Source organism: Acuticoccus sediminis (genome assembly GCF_003258595.1).
Classification (GTDB): domain Bacteria; phylum Pseudomonadota; class Alphaproteobacteria; order Rhizobiales; family Amorphaceae; genus Acuticoccus; species Acuticoccus sediminis.
The window spans coordinates 1,069,484-1,085,223 of record NZ_QHHQ01000002.1; the positions used below are offsets into that span (position 1 = coordinate 1,069,484).

Consider the following 15,740-nt stretch of genomic DNA (forward strand, 5'->3'; position numbering starts at 1 on the left):
ACTTCAGCAGAGAACCGACATGACCGAACGCATCTGGGACAAGTTCCTGACCGACGAGGACAAGGAGATCTATCAGCTCGCCGGCTACGGCAAGCGCGGCGGTTTCGGAAAGCGTCCGGCGCTCTTCATCATCGACGTGCAGTACAACTTCACCGGCGACGAGCCGGGCGAGAGCCAGGTCGAAGGCATCAAGAAGTACCGCACCCACTGCGGCCCCCGGGGCTGGAACGCGGTGCCGCACATCGAGCGGCTCCTGAAGCTCGCGCGCGAGAAGAACCTGCCGGTCTTCTACACCCAGTCCGAGCGGCGCGCGGACATGATCGACAGCGGCGTCCAGGTCGGCAAGAACCACCGCGGCACCGAGAAGTCGTCCATCGAAGGCACCCACGCGACGCAGACCGTGGCCTCGCTCGCGCCGCAGGCGAAGGACATCCTGATCGGCAAGCGCAAGCCGTCGGCCTTCTTCGGCACGATCTTCATGAGCCACCTCAACTTCCTCGACGTGGACACGCTGATCCTCACCGGGTGCACGACGTCGGGCTGCCTGCGCGCCACGACGGTCGACGCCTACTCCTTCAACTTCAAGGTCGTGATTCCCGAGGAGACCGCGTTCGACCGCTTCGAGGCGAGCCACGCGATCAACCTCTTCGACCTCAACTGCAAGTACGCCGACGTGATCCCGACCGACGACGTCGCCGCCTACCTCGACGGCCTCGAGCGCCGCGAGGGCTGACCGCCGCCCGACCGCTTCGCTTCGGGCGCGGTATCGTTCGCCCGCCGGTGCGGCCCGGCGGATCCGTCAGAGGCTGATGAAGTCGTCCGCGGTCAGGTCGGTCGGGGCAACGTCGAGGACAATGGCGAGGACCTCGCCATCGGCTGAAATCTGCGTTCCCCGGGCGGTCTCGTCGAACGAGAGATCGGCGAAGGTAAGACCGTCCGTCAGGCCGAAGTGGTCGCCGCCGCCGAAATCGCGCACGACGTCGGTCCCGGGGAGCTTCTCGAGGGCGAAGACGTCGTCGCCCTCGCCGCCGACCATCACGTCGCCGCCCCGCCCGCCGATCAGCGTATCGTTGCCGGCGCGGCCGAAGAGGACGTCGTCGCGGTTGCCGCCGTCCAGCACGTCGTCGTCGCCGCCGCCCGACAGCCGGTCGGCGCCGCGCCCCCCCGACAGCCGGTCCGCGTCCGCGCCGCCGAAGAGGCTGTCGTTGCCGTTGCCGCCGGTGAGCGTGTCGTTCCCGTGGCTGCCGCGCAGCACGTCGTTGCCGTCCTCGCCCTCGATCTCGTCGTGGCCGCGTCCGCCGTGGATCTCGTCGTTACCGCTGCCGCCGGCGACGAGGTCGTTGCCGTTGCCGGCAAGGACACGGTCGTGCCCCTCCGCCGAGAGTACCGTGTCGTGGCCGGCGAGGGCGCGGAACGTGTCGGCGGCAGCGCTGCCGTAAAGGCTGTTGTTGCCGCGCGAGTGGACGTTGATCGGGTCGTCCGTCCAGTCCGGGATGAGCGAGCGGACCGCCGGCTTGAGCCCGGTCGGCGCGGTCACGCCGTCGCCGGAATAGATGCCGAAGCCGACCTCGTAGCCCGCCTGGTCCGGCCGGTCGAACGCGTCGAAGGCGAACAGGGGGACCGTGCGGCCGCCTGATGCGTGCTGCCCCTCCAGCCACTGGAAGATCTGCTCGTAGACGAGCTTCTGGTTGTTGGCGCCATAGGTATCGGAATACCCGGTCTCGCCGACGAAGACGGAGAGGTCAGGCCCGAGCTGGTTCTGCACGTTGGAGAAGTACGTCTTCACCGGGGCGAAGTCGGTGCTCTTCGCCCCCTGGCCCTTCACCGCCAGGGTGTACTGGTTGAACAGCGTGAAGGCGTGCCCGGCATTCCACTTGGGCGACCAGTGGTTCTCGATGTAGGCGACGATCTCGGAGGCGACGCGGTTGGCGCTCGCGACGCTCGGGTAGTTGGCGATCGTGGTCGAGACGGGGATCGAGGCGAGGCCCTTCGCCTTGAGGGAGGCCGACAGGTTGTCGAACGCCTGCTCGATCCATTTGATGTAGGTGTTGAACTGCGGCGAGCCCGGCGGCGGGCCATGCAGGTCGATCTCGTTGCCGAGCGAGATCAGCTTCAGGCTCTTGTTGACGTTGGCGACACCGCCGAACGCCTCGATCAGCTTCTGAACCCAGGTGTCGGTATAGTGCCGGGTCGTCATCAGTCCGGCGCTGAACTTGCCGGTGTCGCTCGTCTGGACCAGCGCGCTGACGTTGGTGCCCATGACGAGCTCGACGCCGGGCTTGGCGACCACCGCCTTGATGACGGCCGCCTGCGTCGGGTCGATGATGATGTCGGACGTGCCGACGCCGGCCCCGTGGAACGTCTTGATCAGCTTGAAGTTCTCGGTGATCGCGTCGATGTCGGCCTTGATCAGCGCGTTGTTGTTCGCGCCCGGCGGGAAGAGGAGCCAGCTCTCGTAGTTGATGCCGACGTTGTAATTGAAGGGGGAGTGGGCCGGGATCAGCGAGGTGGTCGCCATTGGATTTTGGTCTTTTCTGTGTCGCCAGCGTGATCCTAGCACCACGAACGCAAGAATGTCATGACGCCCGCAAGTGCATTCGAGGAAAGGCGCGAGCCGGTCCCGGAGACGTCTGATCTGACGCTGTTCTACGCCGTCGTTTGAAGGAGCATCCCACAGTAGACGTTGCCGCCGGTGCGCCGGCTGGTCGTATAATGAGAGTTATGGAACCACGGTGCGAGGACGACGCGACGCGCGATCTTCGGACCCTGTCATTGTCCCCGGCGGTCTCACCGTGGGGACAAGGTTCCTCAGCCGGAGCGGCCGTGTCCCCGGCGGTCTCACCGTGGGGACAAGGTTCCTCAGCCGGAGCGGCCGTCCGGCACGGAATTTGCCGCCGGCACCGGCTGTGGGCCAAACTTGCTCCGGACACCGCCGGTCCATGGCGACGGCGGTGCGGTGACGTTAGGCTCGGCCCCGGTGCGCCGGCGGATGGAGCGCGAGAGGACAGCATGATCATGACGCAGGACCCCGTTCCCGAGCAGCGGGTCAACGATATCGGAGGTCTGCCGGGCGGGCCGGTGGACCGGGCCGAACACGCCGTCAGCTTCTTCGAGAAGCGCGTCGACGCGATGGTCATGCTGATGATCAGCCCCGCCATCGACGCCTTCCGGATCGACGCGCTGCGCCGCGTTGTCGAATCCAACAGCCCCGAAGCCTACACTTCGCTCGACTACTACGTGAAATGGCTGAACGCCCTGCGGGACATCCTCATCGAGCAGGACGTGATCGACCGCGACGAGCTCGCCGCCAGGATCGCCGCGCTCGCGGCCGACGAAGCCGCCGGCGGGGCGTCGCATGACTGAGGCGGTCGCACTCGCGCCGGGCACCGTCGTCCACGTCCTCGGCGGTCCGCCGGAGCCGCACTGCCGCACGCCGCACTACCTGCGCGGCAAGACCGGCGTGGTCGACTGCGAGCTCGGGATCTATCCGGACCCAACCCGCCTCGCCTACCACAAGCCGGGGCTGCCGAAGCGGCGCCTCTACCGCGTCCAGTTCAGCCAGGCCGCGCTGTGGCCGGGCTACCCCGCCTCAGGCGACACCCTCTACGCCGACCTCTACGAACACTGGCTGCAGCCGGCCTCCGTGCCGACGCCGCGACAGGGCTGACCGATGCACGACGATCACGACCACGAACACGCCCACGATCACACCCACGGCCATGGTCATGGGCATGGGCATGGGCACGGCCACGCCCACGACCCGCATGCTCCGGCGTCCGACGATCCGCCGGCGCCGCGCGAATCCCGACTGCTCGAACAGGCGCTGCGCGAGCTCCTCATCGAGAAGGGCATCCTGACGGCCGAGATGATCAGCCGCCAGATCGACAACATGGACAGCCGCAACCCGGCGCTAGGGGCGCGGATCGTCGCCCGCGCCTGGACCGATCCGGCGTTCCGCGAGGCCCTGGTCGCGGACCCGCTCGACACGATCGAGAAGGAGACCGGCAAGACGATGTTCGTCGCCGGCATGCCGGAGCTGCGCGTCGTCGAGAACGCGCCGGGCGTCCACAACGTGGTCGTCTGCACGCTGTGCTCGTGCTACCCGCGAATGCTGCTGGGGATCCCGCCGGCATGGTACAAGGCACCGGAATACCGTTCGCGCGTCGTGCGCGAGCCGCGCACCGTCCTCGCCGAGTTCGGCGTCCACCTCGACGGCACGACGGAGGTACGGGTCCACGATTCGACCGCCGACCTGCGCTACCTCGTCCTGCCGATGCGCCCCGACGGCACCGAGGGGTGGGACCTCCCGGCGCTGGAGGCGATCGTCACGCGCGACACCATGATCGGCACGGCCGTTCCGGAGGTGGCCGAGACGGCCGTCTGAACGGCCCGGCGACCGCCGGTGCCCGGACACCGGCGGCGCGGCTCGGGACCGGCGGACGGCGGTTACTGCGGGATGTCCGGCTCGACCAGCCTGGCAAGCTTGATGAGGCTTTCCTGCCAGCCGAGATAGCAGGCCTCCCGCGGAATCACGTCCGGGATCCCATGCTGCTCGATGTGCATCTCCGTGCCGACGGAGACGGCGGCCAGGGTGACGGTGACCGTCATCTCGCCCGGCAGGTTCGGATGGTCGAACGCGTCCGTGTAGACGAGCCGTTCGCCGGGCACGAGCTCCTTGTAGATGCCGCCGAAGGCGTGGCTCTGGCCGGTCGTGAAGTTGCGGAACGACATCCGGTGCTTGCCGCCCACCGTCGCGTCCAGCTCGTGCACGGTGCACAGGAAGCCGTTGGGCGGCAGCCAGCTCGCGGCCGCGTCGGGTTCGACGAACGCGCGGTAGACCTTCTCCGGACTTGTGGCGAGAACCCGGTGCAGTTTCACGGTGCTGGGCATGCTTGATTATTCCTCCCTGATGAGAACGGCGTGCATCGCGTTCTGTGTCGTGACGTGCTCGCTGCAGCGATAGCCGAGGCCGACGGTGTCGATGCCCGAGAGCAGGTGCTCGCCCGAGCCGAGCAGGACGGGCGAGACCGCGAGGTGCATCTCGTCGACGAGACCGGCGCCGAGATACTGCCTGATGGTCGCAACGCCTCCGCCGATGAGCACGTCCTTTTCGCCGGCGGCCCGGACGGCAAGGTCCAGCGCCGCTTCGATGCCCTCGGTCACGAAGTGGAAGACCGTGCCGCCGGGCATGGCGACCGGGCTACGCTCGTAGTGCGTCAGAACGAAGACGGGGCAGCGGAACGGCGGGTCGTCGCCCCACCACCCGGTCCAGCTCGCGTCGGGCCATGGACCGCGCACCGGGCCGAACATGTTCCGGCCCATGATCCACGCCCCGATATTCCTCGTCTGCCGGGCGGCGAACTCGTTGTCCGGGCCGGTCGTTCCGTCCTCCGCGCCGTGGATCGCCCGGAAGGCGCGGGTGGGGACGAACCAGTCGTGCAGTGCCTCTCCCCCCTTCCCCAGCGGGTTTTCCGGGCTCTGCTGCGGACCGGCTCCGTAGCCGTCGAGCGAGACGGAAAAGCAGTTCACGCGCAGGCGGGTCATCGGCGTTTCCTTCTGCCGCCGGACCGGGGTGCGGCCGAGGCTGCGGTGCGGACCATGCCGCCCTGAACGCCGGCGACCCTACGCGGGGTTTCGCCTTGGCGGAAATGACAAAGCGATTGTATTTTCCGCCAATGCACCGCATCGCGTTCATCGTCTACCCCGGGTTCGAGCTGCTGGACGCGACCGGTCCTGCGGCGGTCTTCAACGGCGCCAACCGGGCCCTGAGCCTCAAGGGGCGCCCGGCGTTCTATCGGGTCGAGCTCGTGTCGGCCGGAGGGGGCGCCACCGAGAGCAGCTGCGGCATCGCGGTCGAGACCCGAGCGATCGACGCGTTCGATCCGGAGGGCGCGGGGACGGTGCTCGTCGTCGGCGCGGAGCGGGAATGGCTCCTGCCGGCGGTCGCCTGCCCTGCCCTCGCCGCCGCCCTTCCGGGGCTCACCGCGGCGGCGGAGCGGTACGGCTCGGTGTGCAGCGGCGGGTTCGTCCTCGCCGCGCTGGGGCTTCTCGACGGCCGCCGCGTCGCCACCCACTGGGACGCCTCCGGTCCGTTCGCCCGGACCTTCCCGCAGGTCGAGGTCGACGCCGACGCGCTCTACGTGGTCGACGGGCGGGTCTGGACCTCGGCGGGCGTGACCACGGGGATCGACATGGCGCTCGCGATGGTCGCGCACGATCTCGATCCGTCGATCGCCGGCGAGGTCGCGCAGCGGCTGGTGCTCTATGCCCGGCGGCCGGGATTCCAGTCGCAGTTCAGCGCGGTGCTGCGGGCGCAGACGAAGGGTGACAGCCCCTTCGCCGAGCTGATCGGCTGGATCCAGACGAATCTCGGCGCGCCGCTGGACGTGCCGTCGCTGGCGAGCCGCGTCGGCCAGACCGAACGCACGTTCCACCGTCGCTTCCTCGCAGCGACCGGCTTGACCCCGGCCCGCTTCGTCGAGACCGCCCGGCTCGACGCCGCCCGCATGCTGCTGTCGCGCGGGTTGCCGCTGAAAACGGTCGCCGCCGAGGTCGGCCTGTCACCCACGGCACGGTTCAGCGAGGTTTTCGAGCGCAGGTACGGCGTGTCGCCGAGGCTGTTTCGCGACATGCAGGCCGGTCACTGAGCGGACCGCTCCCCGTTCCGCCGCCGACGCGTGGTTCGCCCCCGCGGCGCCCGGGCCGGTGCGCGGCGCAGACCCGTCAGATCGCGTCGGTGCGGGCGGTGCCCTGGGGCTGCAGGCCGCCGGCCGGCTTCTCCGGCACGGTAAGGTCGACGCCGCGGTCCAGGCACCGGGCGGGCCCGGTCTCCACCTTTCGGGGCGCGAGGCCCGTCTCCGCCTCGCGCACCCACTCGCGCCAGATGGCCACGAGGAGAGCCATCAGGACGGGGCCGAGGAAGAGGCCTAGGATCCCCATCGTCTTCACCCCGCCGATGAGGCCGAAGAAGGTGGGCAGAAACGGCAGCTTGATCGGCCCGCCGACAAGGTGCGGCCGAAGCGTCTTGTCGACGATGAAGAGCTCGATCGTGCCCCAGAGGAAGAGGCCGATGCCCGCGATCTGCGATCCGCTCGAGACCAGGTAGATCGAGATCAGCGTGAAGGTGAGCGGCGCGCCGCCGGGGACGAGGGCCATCACGCCCGTGATCGCGCCGAACATCACCGGCGAGGGAACGCCCGCGAGCCAGTAGGCGATGCCCAGCACGATGCCCTCGCCGATGGCGATGAGCGTCATGCCCGTCACCGTCGCCGAGATGGTCGCCGGAACGGTGCGCGACAGGCGGTCCCAGCGCATCGGCAGGATCCGCTCGCCGAGGCGGTCGACCTGGGCGGCGAAGGACTCGCCGTCGCGGTAGACGCAGAACAGCGTGATCAGCATGAAGAGGGCCGCGAGGATGAGCCCGAACAGGCTGCCGCCCGCCGCCAGCACGCTGCGGTAGATGTTGCCGACGTTGGCGCCGCTGATGAGCTGGATGAGCTCCCCGACCCCGCCCGGATGCCCGAGCCGCTGGGTCCACTGGTCGTTCACCCAATCGCCGATCAGCGGGAACTGCGCGATCCAGACCGGCGTGGGCGCGCCGTCCTTGTTGATCTCCATCACCCACGACCACCACAGCCGCAGCTCGTCGATCGCGTACGTGGTCGCGAAGGCGATGGGGACGACGAGGAAGACCAGGATCAGCCCGAGCGCGATGGCGGCGGACAGGCTGTGCCGCTCGCCCGTGGCTGCCCGCAGGCGGCGATAGAGCGGCCACGTCGCGAAGGCGATCACCAGCGCCGCGAGGACCGGGACGAGGAAGCCGTGGAAGAAGTAGACGCCCGCCGCGATGACGATGAGGAGGAGCCAGCGCGCGACCGTCAGCGACGGTGCGACGGATCCCCGCGTGGAAGCTCCGAAGAGCGGCCGCTCGGTCTGCAATTTGTTACCCGGATCGTTCAAGGGCTCGCTCTCCGATACCGCCCGCGGTCGTCCGAGACCCGGACACTCTGGGAACCCACGACAAAGGCCAACTCATCGATCGAAGCCATCCCGCCTGATGTCACGCCGTCCGGCCCGGACGGTTCCCAAGGGGTCCCCACCCGCGCCGGCGGCATGGCAGCCGCCCGCCGCCCGTGCCGGGCGCAAGGCCCGGCCACGCGGACCGGAAGCCGCACCGTCCTAAATAAGGCAATATGCCGCGCGGACATAGCGCGCTGTTGCCGGGCGGATCCGAAGGGCGGTGCGTCCGCCGGACCTCCAACGCTGTGGCCCGGATGCCCGGTTCCCGGCGAATCGTCGCCAGCGCCATTTCACCGCGCCATCTTGCATTGGACGCGCGCCGCACCAATTGCTGCCGCGCGGGCCGGGCCCCTCTGGCGTGGATCTTCGTCCACGCGATGTCGGACCGCATCGAGTCGCCTCGATGTCATGCCCGGATCCCCGTGATCGTTCCGATGACCTCGAGCCGTGATGCAACCGTGAGGTCTGACTTGGACGTTCTCCTGACACACTTTCTCGGCCAGCCGCTCTGGATGTGGGCGGCCTTCCTGACGCTGGTCGCGACGCTCCTCGTTCTGGACCTCGGCGTCCTGAACCGGAACGACCACGTGATCGGCGTCGCCGAGAGCCTCAAGCTCTCCGCCGCGTACATCGCCTTCGGCGTCGCCTTCGCGGCCTTCGTCTGGTGGCAGATGGACGGCGAGGCGGCGGCCCAGTACCTCACCGCGTTCGTGGTGGAGAAGACGCTGGCGCTCGACAACATCTTCGTCATCGCGCTGATCTTCGGCTTCTTTGCGATTCCGCCCGCCTACCAGCACCGGGTTCTGTTCTGGGGCATCCTCGGCGTGATCGTGCTGCGCGGCGTGATGATCGGACTCGGCGCCACGCTGGTGGAGCAGTACCACTGGGTGCTCTACGTCTTCGCGGTCTTCCTGATCTTCACCGGCATCCGCATGCTGAAGCCGCATGACGAGGAGCCGGACCTCGCGGCCAACCCGGTCGTGCGCTTCCTGAAGCGCAACATGCGCGTCACCGACGAGATCCACGGCCACGCCTTCTTCACCCGGCAGCCCGACCCCGCGACGGGCAAGCTCGTGCGCTATGCGACGCCGCTGCTGCTGGCGCTCGTCGTGATCGAGCTGGCGGACGTGGTGTTCGCCGTCGACTCGGTGCCGGCGGTCTTCACCATCACGTCCGACCCCTACATCGTCTACACCTCGAACATCTTCGCGATCCTCGGGCTGCGGGCGCTCTACTTCGCGTTGTCGGCGATCCTGCGCCGCTTCGCCTACCTCAAGTACGCGCTGTCGGTGCTGCTCGTGTTCATCGGCTCGAAGATCTTCATCGCCGACCTGATGGGGTGGCCCAAGTTCCCGCCCATGTGGTCACTCGGCATCACGTTCACCATCCTGGCGGCCGGTATCGCCTATTCGTTGCTGCGCACCCGCAGCGACGACCGGCCGGGTGGCGGCGGGGCCGCGCCGCGGCCGACACGAGAGGCGCCGCGTGCTCTTTGAGCTCTCCATCGTCCTCGCCCTCACGCTGTTGAACGGCCTGCTCGCCATGTCCGAGCTCGCCATCGTCTCGTCGCGACCGACGCGGCTCAGGGTGATGGCGGACGAGGGGCGCGGCGGCGCGGCCGCGGCGCTGCGTCTCTCCGAGGAGCCCGGCCGCTTCCTGTCGTCGGTGCAGATCGGCATCACGCTGGTCGGCGTCCTGTCGGGCGCCTTCTCCGGCGCGACGCTGGGCGCCCGGCTCGCCGAGCAGCTGATGGCGTGGGGCGTCCCGGAGAGCCTCGCGCAGTCGCTGGGCGTCGGCGGAGTGGTCGTCGTCATCACCTACCTCTCGCTGATCATCGGCGAGCTGGTGCCCAAGCAGATCGCCCTGCGCGCGCCGGAGGCCGTGGCGGCGCGCATCGCGCCGCTGATGCAGGCCATCGCCGTCGGCGCCGCGCCGCTGGTGTGGCTGCTCGACAGGTCGGGCAAGGCGGTGCTGGCGCTCGTCGGCCAGTCCGGCGCGAAGGAGCCTGACGTGAGCGACGCGGAGGTGCGGCAGGTGCTGAGCGAGGCCCGCAGCGCCGGCGTGATGGAGCATGCCGAGACGCAGATGATCGCCGGCGTCATGCGCGTCGCGGACCGCAGCGCGCGCGACCTCATGACCCCGCGCCACGAGGTGATCGTGCTGGATCTCGCCGACCCGCCCGAAGAGATCGTACACCGGGCGCGCGAGAGCCGGCGGACCCGTCTTCCCGTCCGGGACGGCGGCGCCCACGACATAGCGGGCGTCCTCGCAGCCCACGACCTCCTCGACGGGGACGGGCCGCCGGCGGACCTGCGGTCGCGGCTGGTCCCGGCGCCGGTGGTGCGCGACGGGATGCCCGCGCTCGACCTCATCGAGACGCTGCGAACCTCGCCCGCCCACATGGTGCTGGTCTACGACGAGTACGGCGACTTCGAGGGGATCGTCACCCCGATGAACATCCTCGAGGCGATCGCCGGCGACTTCGGCGCGATCGACGGCTCGGAGGAGAAGATGGTCACCCGCGCCGACGGATCGCTCCTCGTCGCGGGATGGATGCCGGTGGACGAGTTCGCCGACCATCTCGGCGTCGCCATCGGCCCGGGGCGGGCCTATTCCACGGTGGCCGGGCTGGTGCTCGACGAGATGGGCCGCCTGCCGCACGTGGGCGAAACCTTCCTCTGGAAGTCCTGGACGATCGAGATCGTCGACCTCGACGGCCGGCGCATCGACAAGCTGCTGGTGTCGCGCGTCGCGGACACGGCGGGCGACTGACCCGGTACACCGGGCGGGCGCCGGTCCCGGCTCTGGCCCATGGGGCCGGAGCGCTACATCCGCTGCGCCAGGGCGGCGTGACGGCGGCCGGGCAGCGCGAGGATCTGGAACGTCCCCGTGGGCCGGTCGGCGGTGAGGTGACGCGTCGTCTCGCGCGAGACGTAACCCCTGAGGCCACCGTCGACCGGGCGCGGCGCGAGGGCCTTCGCCGCCTGCTGCAGGCGGAACGCGACGTTGACGACGTCGCCGACCATGGTCCGCGACGTGTCGCCCGCGCCGATCTGCCCGAACATCACCTCCCCGGTGTGGACCCCGAAGCGGACCGGCAGGCCGGCTGCGATCCGGTCGCCCTTGTGCGGCTCCTGGCGGGCGAGCGCCTCACGCAGCAGCCCCACGGCGGCGACGGCGCGGTCGGCGTGCGGCGGGCCGTGGCGCGTGCGCGACCAGTAGAGCATCGCGCCGTCGCCGATGAAGCGGTCGACACGCCCGCCCGTCGCCTTCGCCACCGACAGGAGGGCGTCGTAGTACTGCCCGAGGATCGCAGCGGTACGCTCGAGCGGCAGCGCCTCGGTGAGGCGCGTGAATCCCTCGAGGTCGGTGAAGAGCACCGTCACGACGTCCTTGGTGAGCTCAATCGCGGACGGGTCGGCCGGGTCCGATGGGGCGCTGTCGTTGTCGCCCGGGTGATGATGCGTTGACCACCAGTCCGTCCCGCAACGCTGGGTGAGCGCCGCGCCGGGCGCCCCGGAAACGGAACAGCATGGGGAAAGGGCGTGCTGCATCATGGCCTCCGGCCAGAACTCTCAATGGTGCCGATTGAAACCGGAGGAGAATAGCGCCGCCGTGTTTCCGCCGGGCGACGTCACGGTGGCGCAATTGTTACGTCGGGCCGAGGCCACGCAATGTGCGGCCGGCCGCGCCGGCGGGCGGCCGGATCAGTCGTCCGAGAGGCGCACCTCGCCGAAGATGTGCCGGTCGAGCGGGTCCATCACGTAGCCCTTCACGTTGCGCCGCTTTGCCATGAACACCACCGAGTGGGCGATCGGCACCCACGGCGCCTTGTCGTGCGCGATGACCTGTGCCTGGCGGTAGAGCGCCGCGCGCTTGCCGATGTCGGTCACCAGCGTCGCCTCGGTGACGAGCGCGTCGTAATCCGGATCGCACCACTTGGCGACGTTGTTGCCTCCCTTGATGGCCGAGCGGCAGCCGAGGAGGATGTTGAGGAAGTTGTCCGGGTCCGGGTTGTCGCCGGTCCAGCCGTAGAGCGCCATCGTGTGCTCGCCGTCCTGCAGGCTGGTCCTGTAGTCGCCCCACTCCTTCGTCACGAGGTGGACGCGGATGCCGATCCGGTCGAGATCGGCCGCGATCATCTCGGCGATGCGCTTGCCGTTGGGGCTGTAGGGCCGGCTGACGGGGATGTACCAGAGGTCCGTCTCGAACCCCTCCGCGTGACCCGCGTCCGCGAGGAGCGCCCAGGCGGCGTCGGGGTCGTAGGGATAGTCCTCGATCTCCTCGTTGTAGGCCCAGGAGGCGGGCGGCAGCGGATTGACCGCCGCGACGCCGCTGCCGCGGTAGACCGCGTCGATGATGCTCTTCTTGTCGATCGCCATCGCGACGGCGCGGCGGACCCTTGCGTCGTCGAACGGCGGCTTCGTGACGTTCATCGCCAGATAGCCGACGTTGTAGCCCTCCTGCTGGAGGAGCTCGAGGTCGGGGTTGGTCATGATCGTCTCGACGTCCGCCGGGTCCGGGAAAGCGGTCACGTGGCATTCGCCGACCGTCAGCTTCGTCAGGCGCACGCTGGCGTTCGGGGTGATCGAGAAGACGAGCGTGTCGACCGCCGGCGGACCGCGCCAGTGCTGCTCGAACGCGCGGTAACGGATCGCGACGTCCGGCGTGAGGTCGAGGAAGGCGAAATAGCCGGTGCCGACGGGCTCCAGGTCGAGAAGCTCCGGATGGCCCTGGGCGAGAAGCGCGTCGGCGTACTCGGCCGACATGATCGCGCTCAGCGGCAGGGCGAGGTTGGCGAGGAAGGTCGCGTCCGGCCGTGTCAGCGTCATGCGCACGGTATTGTCGTCCACCTTCTCCACCGACTTCAGGAGGTCGGACATTCCCGTGTCGTCGAAGTAGGGGAAGCTCCCGCCCGGCACATTGTGGAACGGGTGGTCCGGCTGGAGCTGGCGGTTGAGTGAGAAGAGGACGTCGTCCGCGTTCATCGTCCGCGTCGGCGTGAAGATGCGCGAGGAGTGGAATTCGACGCCCTCGCGCAGCTTGAAGGTATAGACGAGCCCGTCGTCCGAGATCGTCCAGGACTGGGCGAGGGAGGGAATCAGCTCGGTCGTGCCGGGCTTCACGTCGATGAGGTAGTCGAAGATCTGCCGGCCGGCGTTGATGCCGGTGGTCGTCGTCGCGAGGGGCGGGCTGATCGTCTCCGGCATCCCCTCCGAGCAGAACACCAGCGTGCTGGCGGATGCCGCGAGGGGCGAGGCGGCGGCGATGAGCGCCGAGAGGACGAGGCGGGAGACGAGGCGCGGCATACGGCTCACCTGGCGGGGTTGGGGGACTGGGGCTCGGCCCGCTCGAGCGGCGCCCGGCGCGGCAGGTCGATGACGAATGTGGTCCCGGCGCCCGCCTCGCTGGACAGCGCGATGCGCCCGCCGAGGCGTCCGGTCACGAGGTTGTAGACGATGTGGAGGCCGAGGCCGGTGTTGCCGGAGCTTCGCCCGGTGGTGAAGAACGGGTCGAACACCCGCGCCTGATGCTCCGGGGCGATCCCGCGCCCGTCGTCGCTGAACGCGATGCGCAGCGCGGCCGCGTCCGGAGCGGTGACGGCGAGCGTCAGGGTGCCGTGCGTCGCGGGCGGGTACGCGTGCGACAACGCGTTGACGATGAGGTTCGTCAGCACCTGGCCCAGCGCGCCGGGATAGGAATCGATCTCGATGTCGTCCGGGCAGCGCACGACGACCCGGTGCCCCGCCTTCTTCAGGACGGGCCCCAGGCTGACGAGGAGGTCGTCGAGCCACTCCGCGACGCGGAAGGTGCGCCGGTCGCCGCTCGCCTGGTCGACCGCCACCTGCTTGAAGCTGTGCACGAGGTTCGCCGCCCGCTGCAGGTTGCTGGCCGCGAGACGCGCCCCCTCCCCCATGCGCTCGACGAAGTTGTCGAGAACCGAGCGCGACAGGCGTCCGCTCTCGGCGGCGGTGCGGAAACGCTCGACCTCCGGACCCATCGTCGTCGCGGTGGTGAGGGCGACGCCGAGCGGGGTGTTGATCTCGTGCGCGACGCCGGCGACGAGCTGGCCGAGGGAGGCGAGTTTTTCCGCCTGGATGAGGTTGGCCTGGGTCCGCTTCAGGTCCGCCAGCGCGGCGTGGGCGGCGTCCTTTGCGCTCTGCATGTCCGCCTCGCGCCGGGTGAGCTCGGTGACGAAGTGGGTGGTGGCGCGGGCCATGTCGCCGAGCTCGTCGTGGCGCTCGGCGCCGGCGATCGCGCCGCTGTGCGTGCCGTCGACGAGGCCGAGCATCTCCTGCTGCAGCCGGCTGAGCGGTCGGGTGATGGAGCGGGCGACGGCGAAGCCGAGCGCCGCGGCTAGGATGAGGCCGAGGACGGCCGCGCCGATCAGGATGTTGCGGGCGAGGCTCCAGATCCGCTGCGCGTGGGCGATCAGGAGGTCGTTGAGCGAGCCGACCGATTCCAGCATCGCGCTGCCGACCGCCTCCATGTCGCCGACGAGCTCGCTCTGCTGCTTGAGGTCCTCCGCCGTGGTGGCGAGGCCGGCCCGCCAGGCGGTCGAATCGTCCAGCATCTCGGTCTGTATGAGCGGGGAGATCGGCAGGGTGGCGATGCGCTCGGAGAGGCTGCGGCTCGCCGACATGGCGGAGGCGATCGCGTCGAAGTCGCGCGCGGCGAGGGCGCGGCCGGTCTGCTCGGCGACCTTCAGCATCTCGGTGGCGATATTCTGCGTCGCCTGGTCGGTCTCGCTCGCCTCGATGGAATAGGTCAGGAGCTCGGCGACCTCGGCCTGGAGCGAGTCGCTCTCGGTCTTGTTGGTCTTGGCGAGGGTGTCGATCCAGTCGATGAGCTGCTGCGCGCTCTTCTCGTCCGCGTCGCCGGCGGGGCTCGCCTCCACCGTGCTGGCGTAGCTGTTCGCGAGCGACTGAAGCTCGCTGCGCGCCTCCGCGTCGCCGGCCTCGTCGAGCCGCGACTGTAGCTGCGCCGCAGCGCGTGAGAGGCGCGAGAATTCGAGCCGGATGCGCTGCGTCGCGATGGCGGCGCCCGGCGCCAGGCGTCGCCGCTCGAGGTCGCTCGCGACGGTGCGGAGGGCGTGCGCATCGTCGACCACGCGGCGCGTGAGCTGGAGCCGCTGGTCGTTGCGGCCGAGCGTCGCCGCGAGCTCCGCGTTCGAGACGTGCTGCCGCCGGCGCGCCTCGTCTGCGAGGCCGACGAGGCGCCCGGCGCGCTCGGCCATGTCGGCGACGCGCGCGTCGTTGGCCTCCGTCACGGCGATCAGCCGGTCCATCAGGCGCGTCAGCCGCTCGAGCGCATTCTCGGCGTCGTCCACCGCGCGAAGGTGGGTCGGATCGCTGACGAAGCCGCCGAGCGCGTCGAATTCGTCCTTGGCCGCGTGTGTCGCGGCGGCGAAGGCCTGAGCGCTGGCGGCCCGCTCGTCGGGCTGGGCGGCGAGGTACTCGTCGCGGGCGTGGGAGGCGGTCAGTGCGTTGCGGTAGATCGAACCGGCGAGGCTGGCGCCGTTGCGGGCGCGCTCGACCTGGGTGAGGAGCACGAGCGCGGCCACGGCGATCGCCACCGCGACGACGATGGGGATCGCTCCGACCAGGAAGATGCTGTGACTGATCCGCATATTGCGCCGCCGGATCAGGACGCGCGCCGGCGCGGCGGCGTCACTGTCGCATCCATAGCTGGAAAGCTGCGGCTCCGGCAAACGGACGGCG

General features: G+C 69.6%; 14 protein-coding genes. 7 read left to right on the forward strand and 7 right to left on the reverse strand.

Annotation, left to right across the window (positions count from 1 at the left end):
* Positions 1-19: 19 nt before the first annotated feature.
* The gene (locus DLJ53_RS12755) at positions 20-733 is read left to right on the forward strand and encodes an isochorismatase family protein (protein WP_111345654.1); all 714 of its coding nucleotides are present in this window, start codon (positions 20-22) and stop codon (positions 731-733) included.
* Between the two features lie 66 nt (positions 734-799).
* Here the strand turns inward: DLJ53_RS12755 and DLJ53_RS12760 are convergent, their stop codons facing one another.
* The gene (locus DLJ53_RS12760; RefSeq protein ID WP_111345656.1) at positions 800-2,518 is read right to left on the reverse strand and encodes a hypothetical protein; all 1,719 of its coding nucleotides are present in this window, start codon (positions 2,516-2,518) and stop codon (positions 800-802) included.
* Between the two features lie 491 nt (positions 2,519-3,009).
* Here DLJ53_RS12760 and DLJ53_RS36380 point away from each other — a divergent pair, with 491 nt between their 5' ends.
* From DLJ53_RS36380 to DLJ53_RS12775, 3 genes are read left to right on the forward strand one after another with little or no spacing between them, the layout of a single operon-like run.
* A complete protein-coding gene (locus tag DLJ53_RS36380) occupies positions 3,010-3,363 on the forward strand; it encodes an SH3-like domain-containing protein (protein ID WP_162409168.1) in 354 nt (117 codons plus the stop codon).
* Positions 3,356-3,667: an SH3-like domain-containing protein gene (locus tag DLJ53_RS36385; protein WP_111345660.1), complete on the forward strand. Its 312-nt coding sequence runs from the start codon at positions 3,356-3,358 to the stop codon at positions 3,665-3,667. The genes DLJ53_RS36380 and DLJ53_RS36385 overlap by 8 nt, the downstream gene beginning before the upstream one ends.
* A gap of 3 nt (positions 3,668-3,670) precedes the next feature.
* Positions 3,671-4,384, forward strand: a complete 714-nt coding sequence (locus DLJ53_RS12775) for a nitrile hydratase subunit alpha (protein WP_111345662.1) — start codon at positions 3,671-3,673, stop codon at positions 4,382-4,384.
* A 62-nt stretch (positions 4,385-4,446) separates the two neighbouring features.
* On the opposite strand, the gene DLJ53_RS12780 is transcribed toward DLJ53_RS12775, so the two are convergent.
* Positions 4,447-4,890, reverse strand: coding sequence for an SRPBCC family protein (locus DLJ53_RS12780; protein ID WP_111345664.1), 444 nt, complete (start codon positions 4,888-4,890; stop codon positions 4,447-4,449).
* Positions 4,891-4,896: 6 nt separating this feature from the next.
* Positions 4,897-5,544, reverse strand: coding sequence for a dihydrofolate reductase family protein (locus DLJ53_RS12785; protein WP_111345666.1), 648 nt, complete (start codon positions 5,542-5,544; stop codon positions 4,897-4,899).
* Between the two features lie 116 nt (positions 5,545-5,660).
* On the opposite strand from DLJ53_RS12785, the gene DLJ53_RS12790 reads away from it, so the two are divergent.
* Positions 5,661-6,647, forward strand: a complete 987-nt coding sequence (locus DLJ53_RS12790; RefSeq protein ID WP_244935061.1) for a GlxA family transcriptional regulator — start codon at positions 5,661-5,663, stop codon at positions 6,645-6,647.
* Between the two features lie 76 nt (positions 6,648-6,723).
* On the opposite strand, the gene DLJ53_RS12795 is transcribed toward DLJ53_RS12790, so the two are convergent.
* Positions 6,724-7,959: an AI-2E family transporter gene (locus DLJ53_RS12795; RefSeq protein ID WP_202913121.1), complete on the reverse strand. Its 1,236-nt coding sequence runs from the start codon at positions 7,957-7,959 to the stop codon at positions 6,724-6,726.
* Positions 7,960-8,489: 530 nt separating this feature from the next.
* Between DLJ53_RS12795 and DLJ53_RS12800 the strand changes: the two genes are divergently transcribed.
* Both DLJ53_RS12800 and DLJ53_RS12805 read left to right on the forward strand, forming a co-directional pair.
* Entirely contained in the window at positions 8,490-9,515 is a 1,026-nt protein-coding gene (locus tag DLJ53_RS12800) for a TerC family protein (protein ID WP_111345670.1), read from the forward strand.
* Positions 9,505-10,791 (forward strand): hemolysin family protein, encoded by a 1,287-nt coding sequence (locus DLJ53_RS12805; RefSeq protein WP_111346301.1) that lies wholly within the window; start codon positions 9,505-9,507, stop codon positions 10,789-10,791. The genes DLJ53_RS12800 and DLJ53_RS12805 overlap by 11 nt, the downstream gene beginning before the upstream one ends.
* Before the next feature lie 53 nt (positions 10,792-10,844).
* On the opposite strand, the gene DLJ53_RS12810 is transcribed toward DLJ53_RS12805, so the two are convergent.
* From DLJ53_RS12810 to DLJ53_RS12820, 3 genes are all read right to left on the reverse strand, one after another.
* A complete protein-coding gene (locus DLJ53_RS12810; protein ID WP_162409169.1) occupies positions 10,845-11,573 on the reverse strand; it encodes an adenylate/guanylate cyclase domain-containing protein in 729 nt (242 codons plus the stop codon).
* A gap of 153 nt (positions 11,574-11,726) precedes the next feature.
* Entirely contained in the window at positions 11,727-13,328 is a 1,602-nt protein-coding gene (locus DLJ53_RS12815; RefSeq protein WP_111345674.1) for an ABC transporter substrate-binding protein, read from the reverse strand.
* Between the two features lie 5 nt (positions 13,329-13,333).
* The gene (locus DLJ53_RS12820) at positions 13,334-15,649 is read right to left on the reverse strand and encodes a sensor histidine kinase (RefSeq protein WP_146619942.1); all 2,316 of its coding nucleotides are present in this window, start codon (positions 15,647-15,649) and stop codon (positions 13,334-13,336) included.
* Positions 15,650-15,740: the final 91 nt, after the last annotated feature.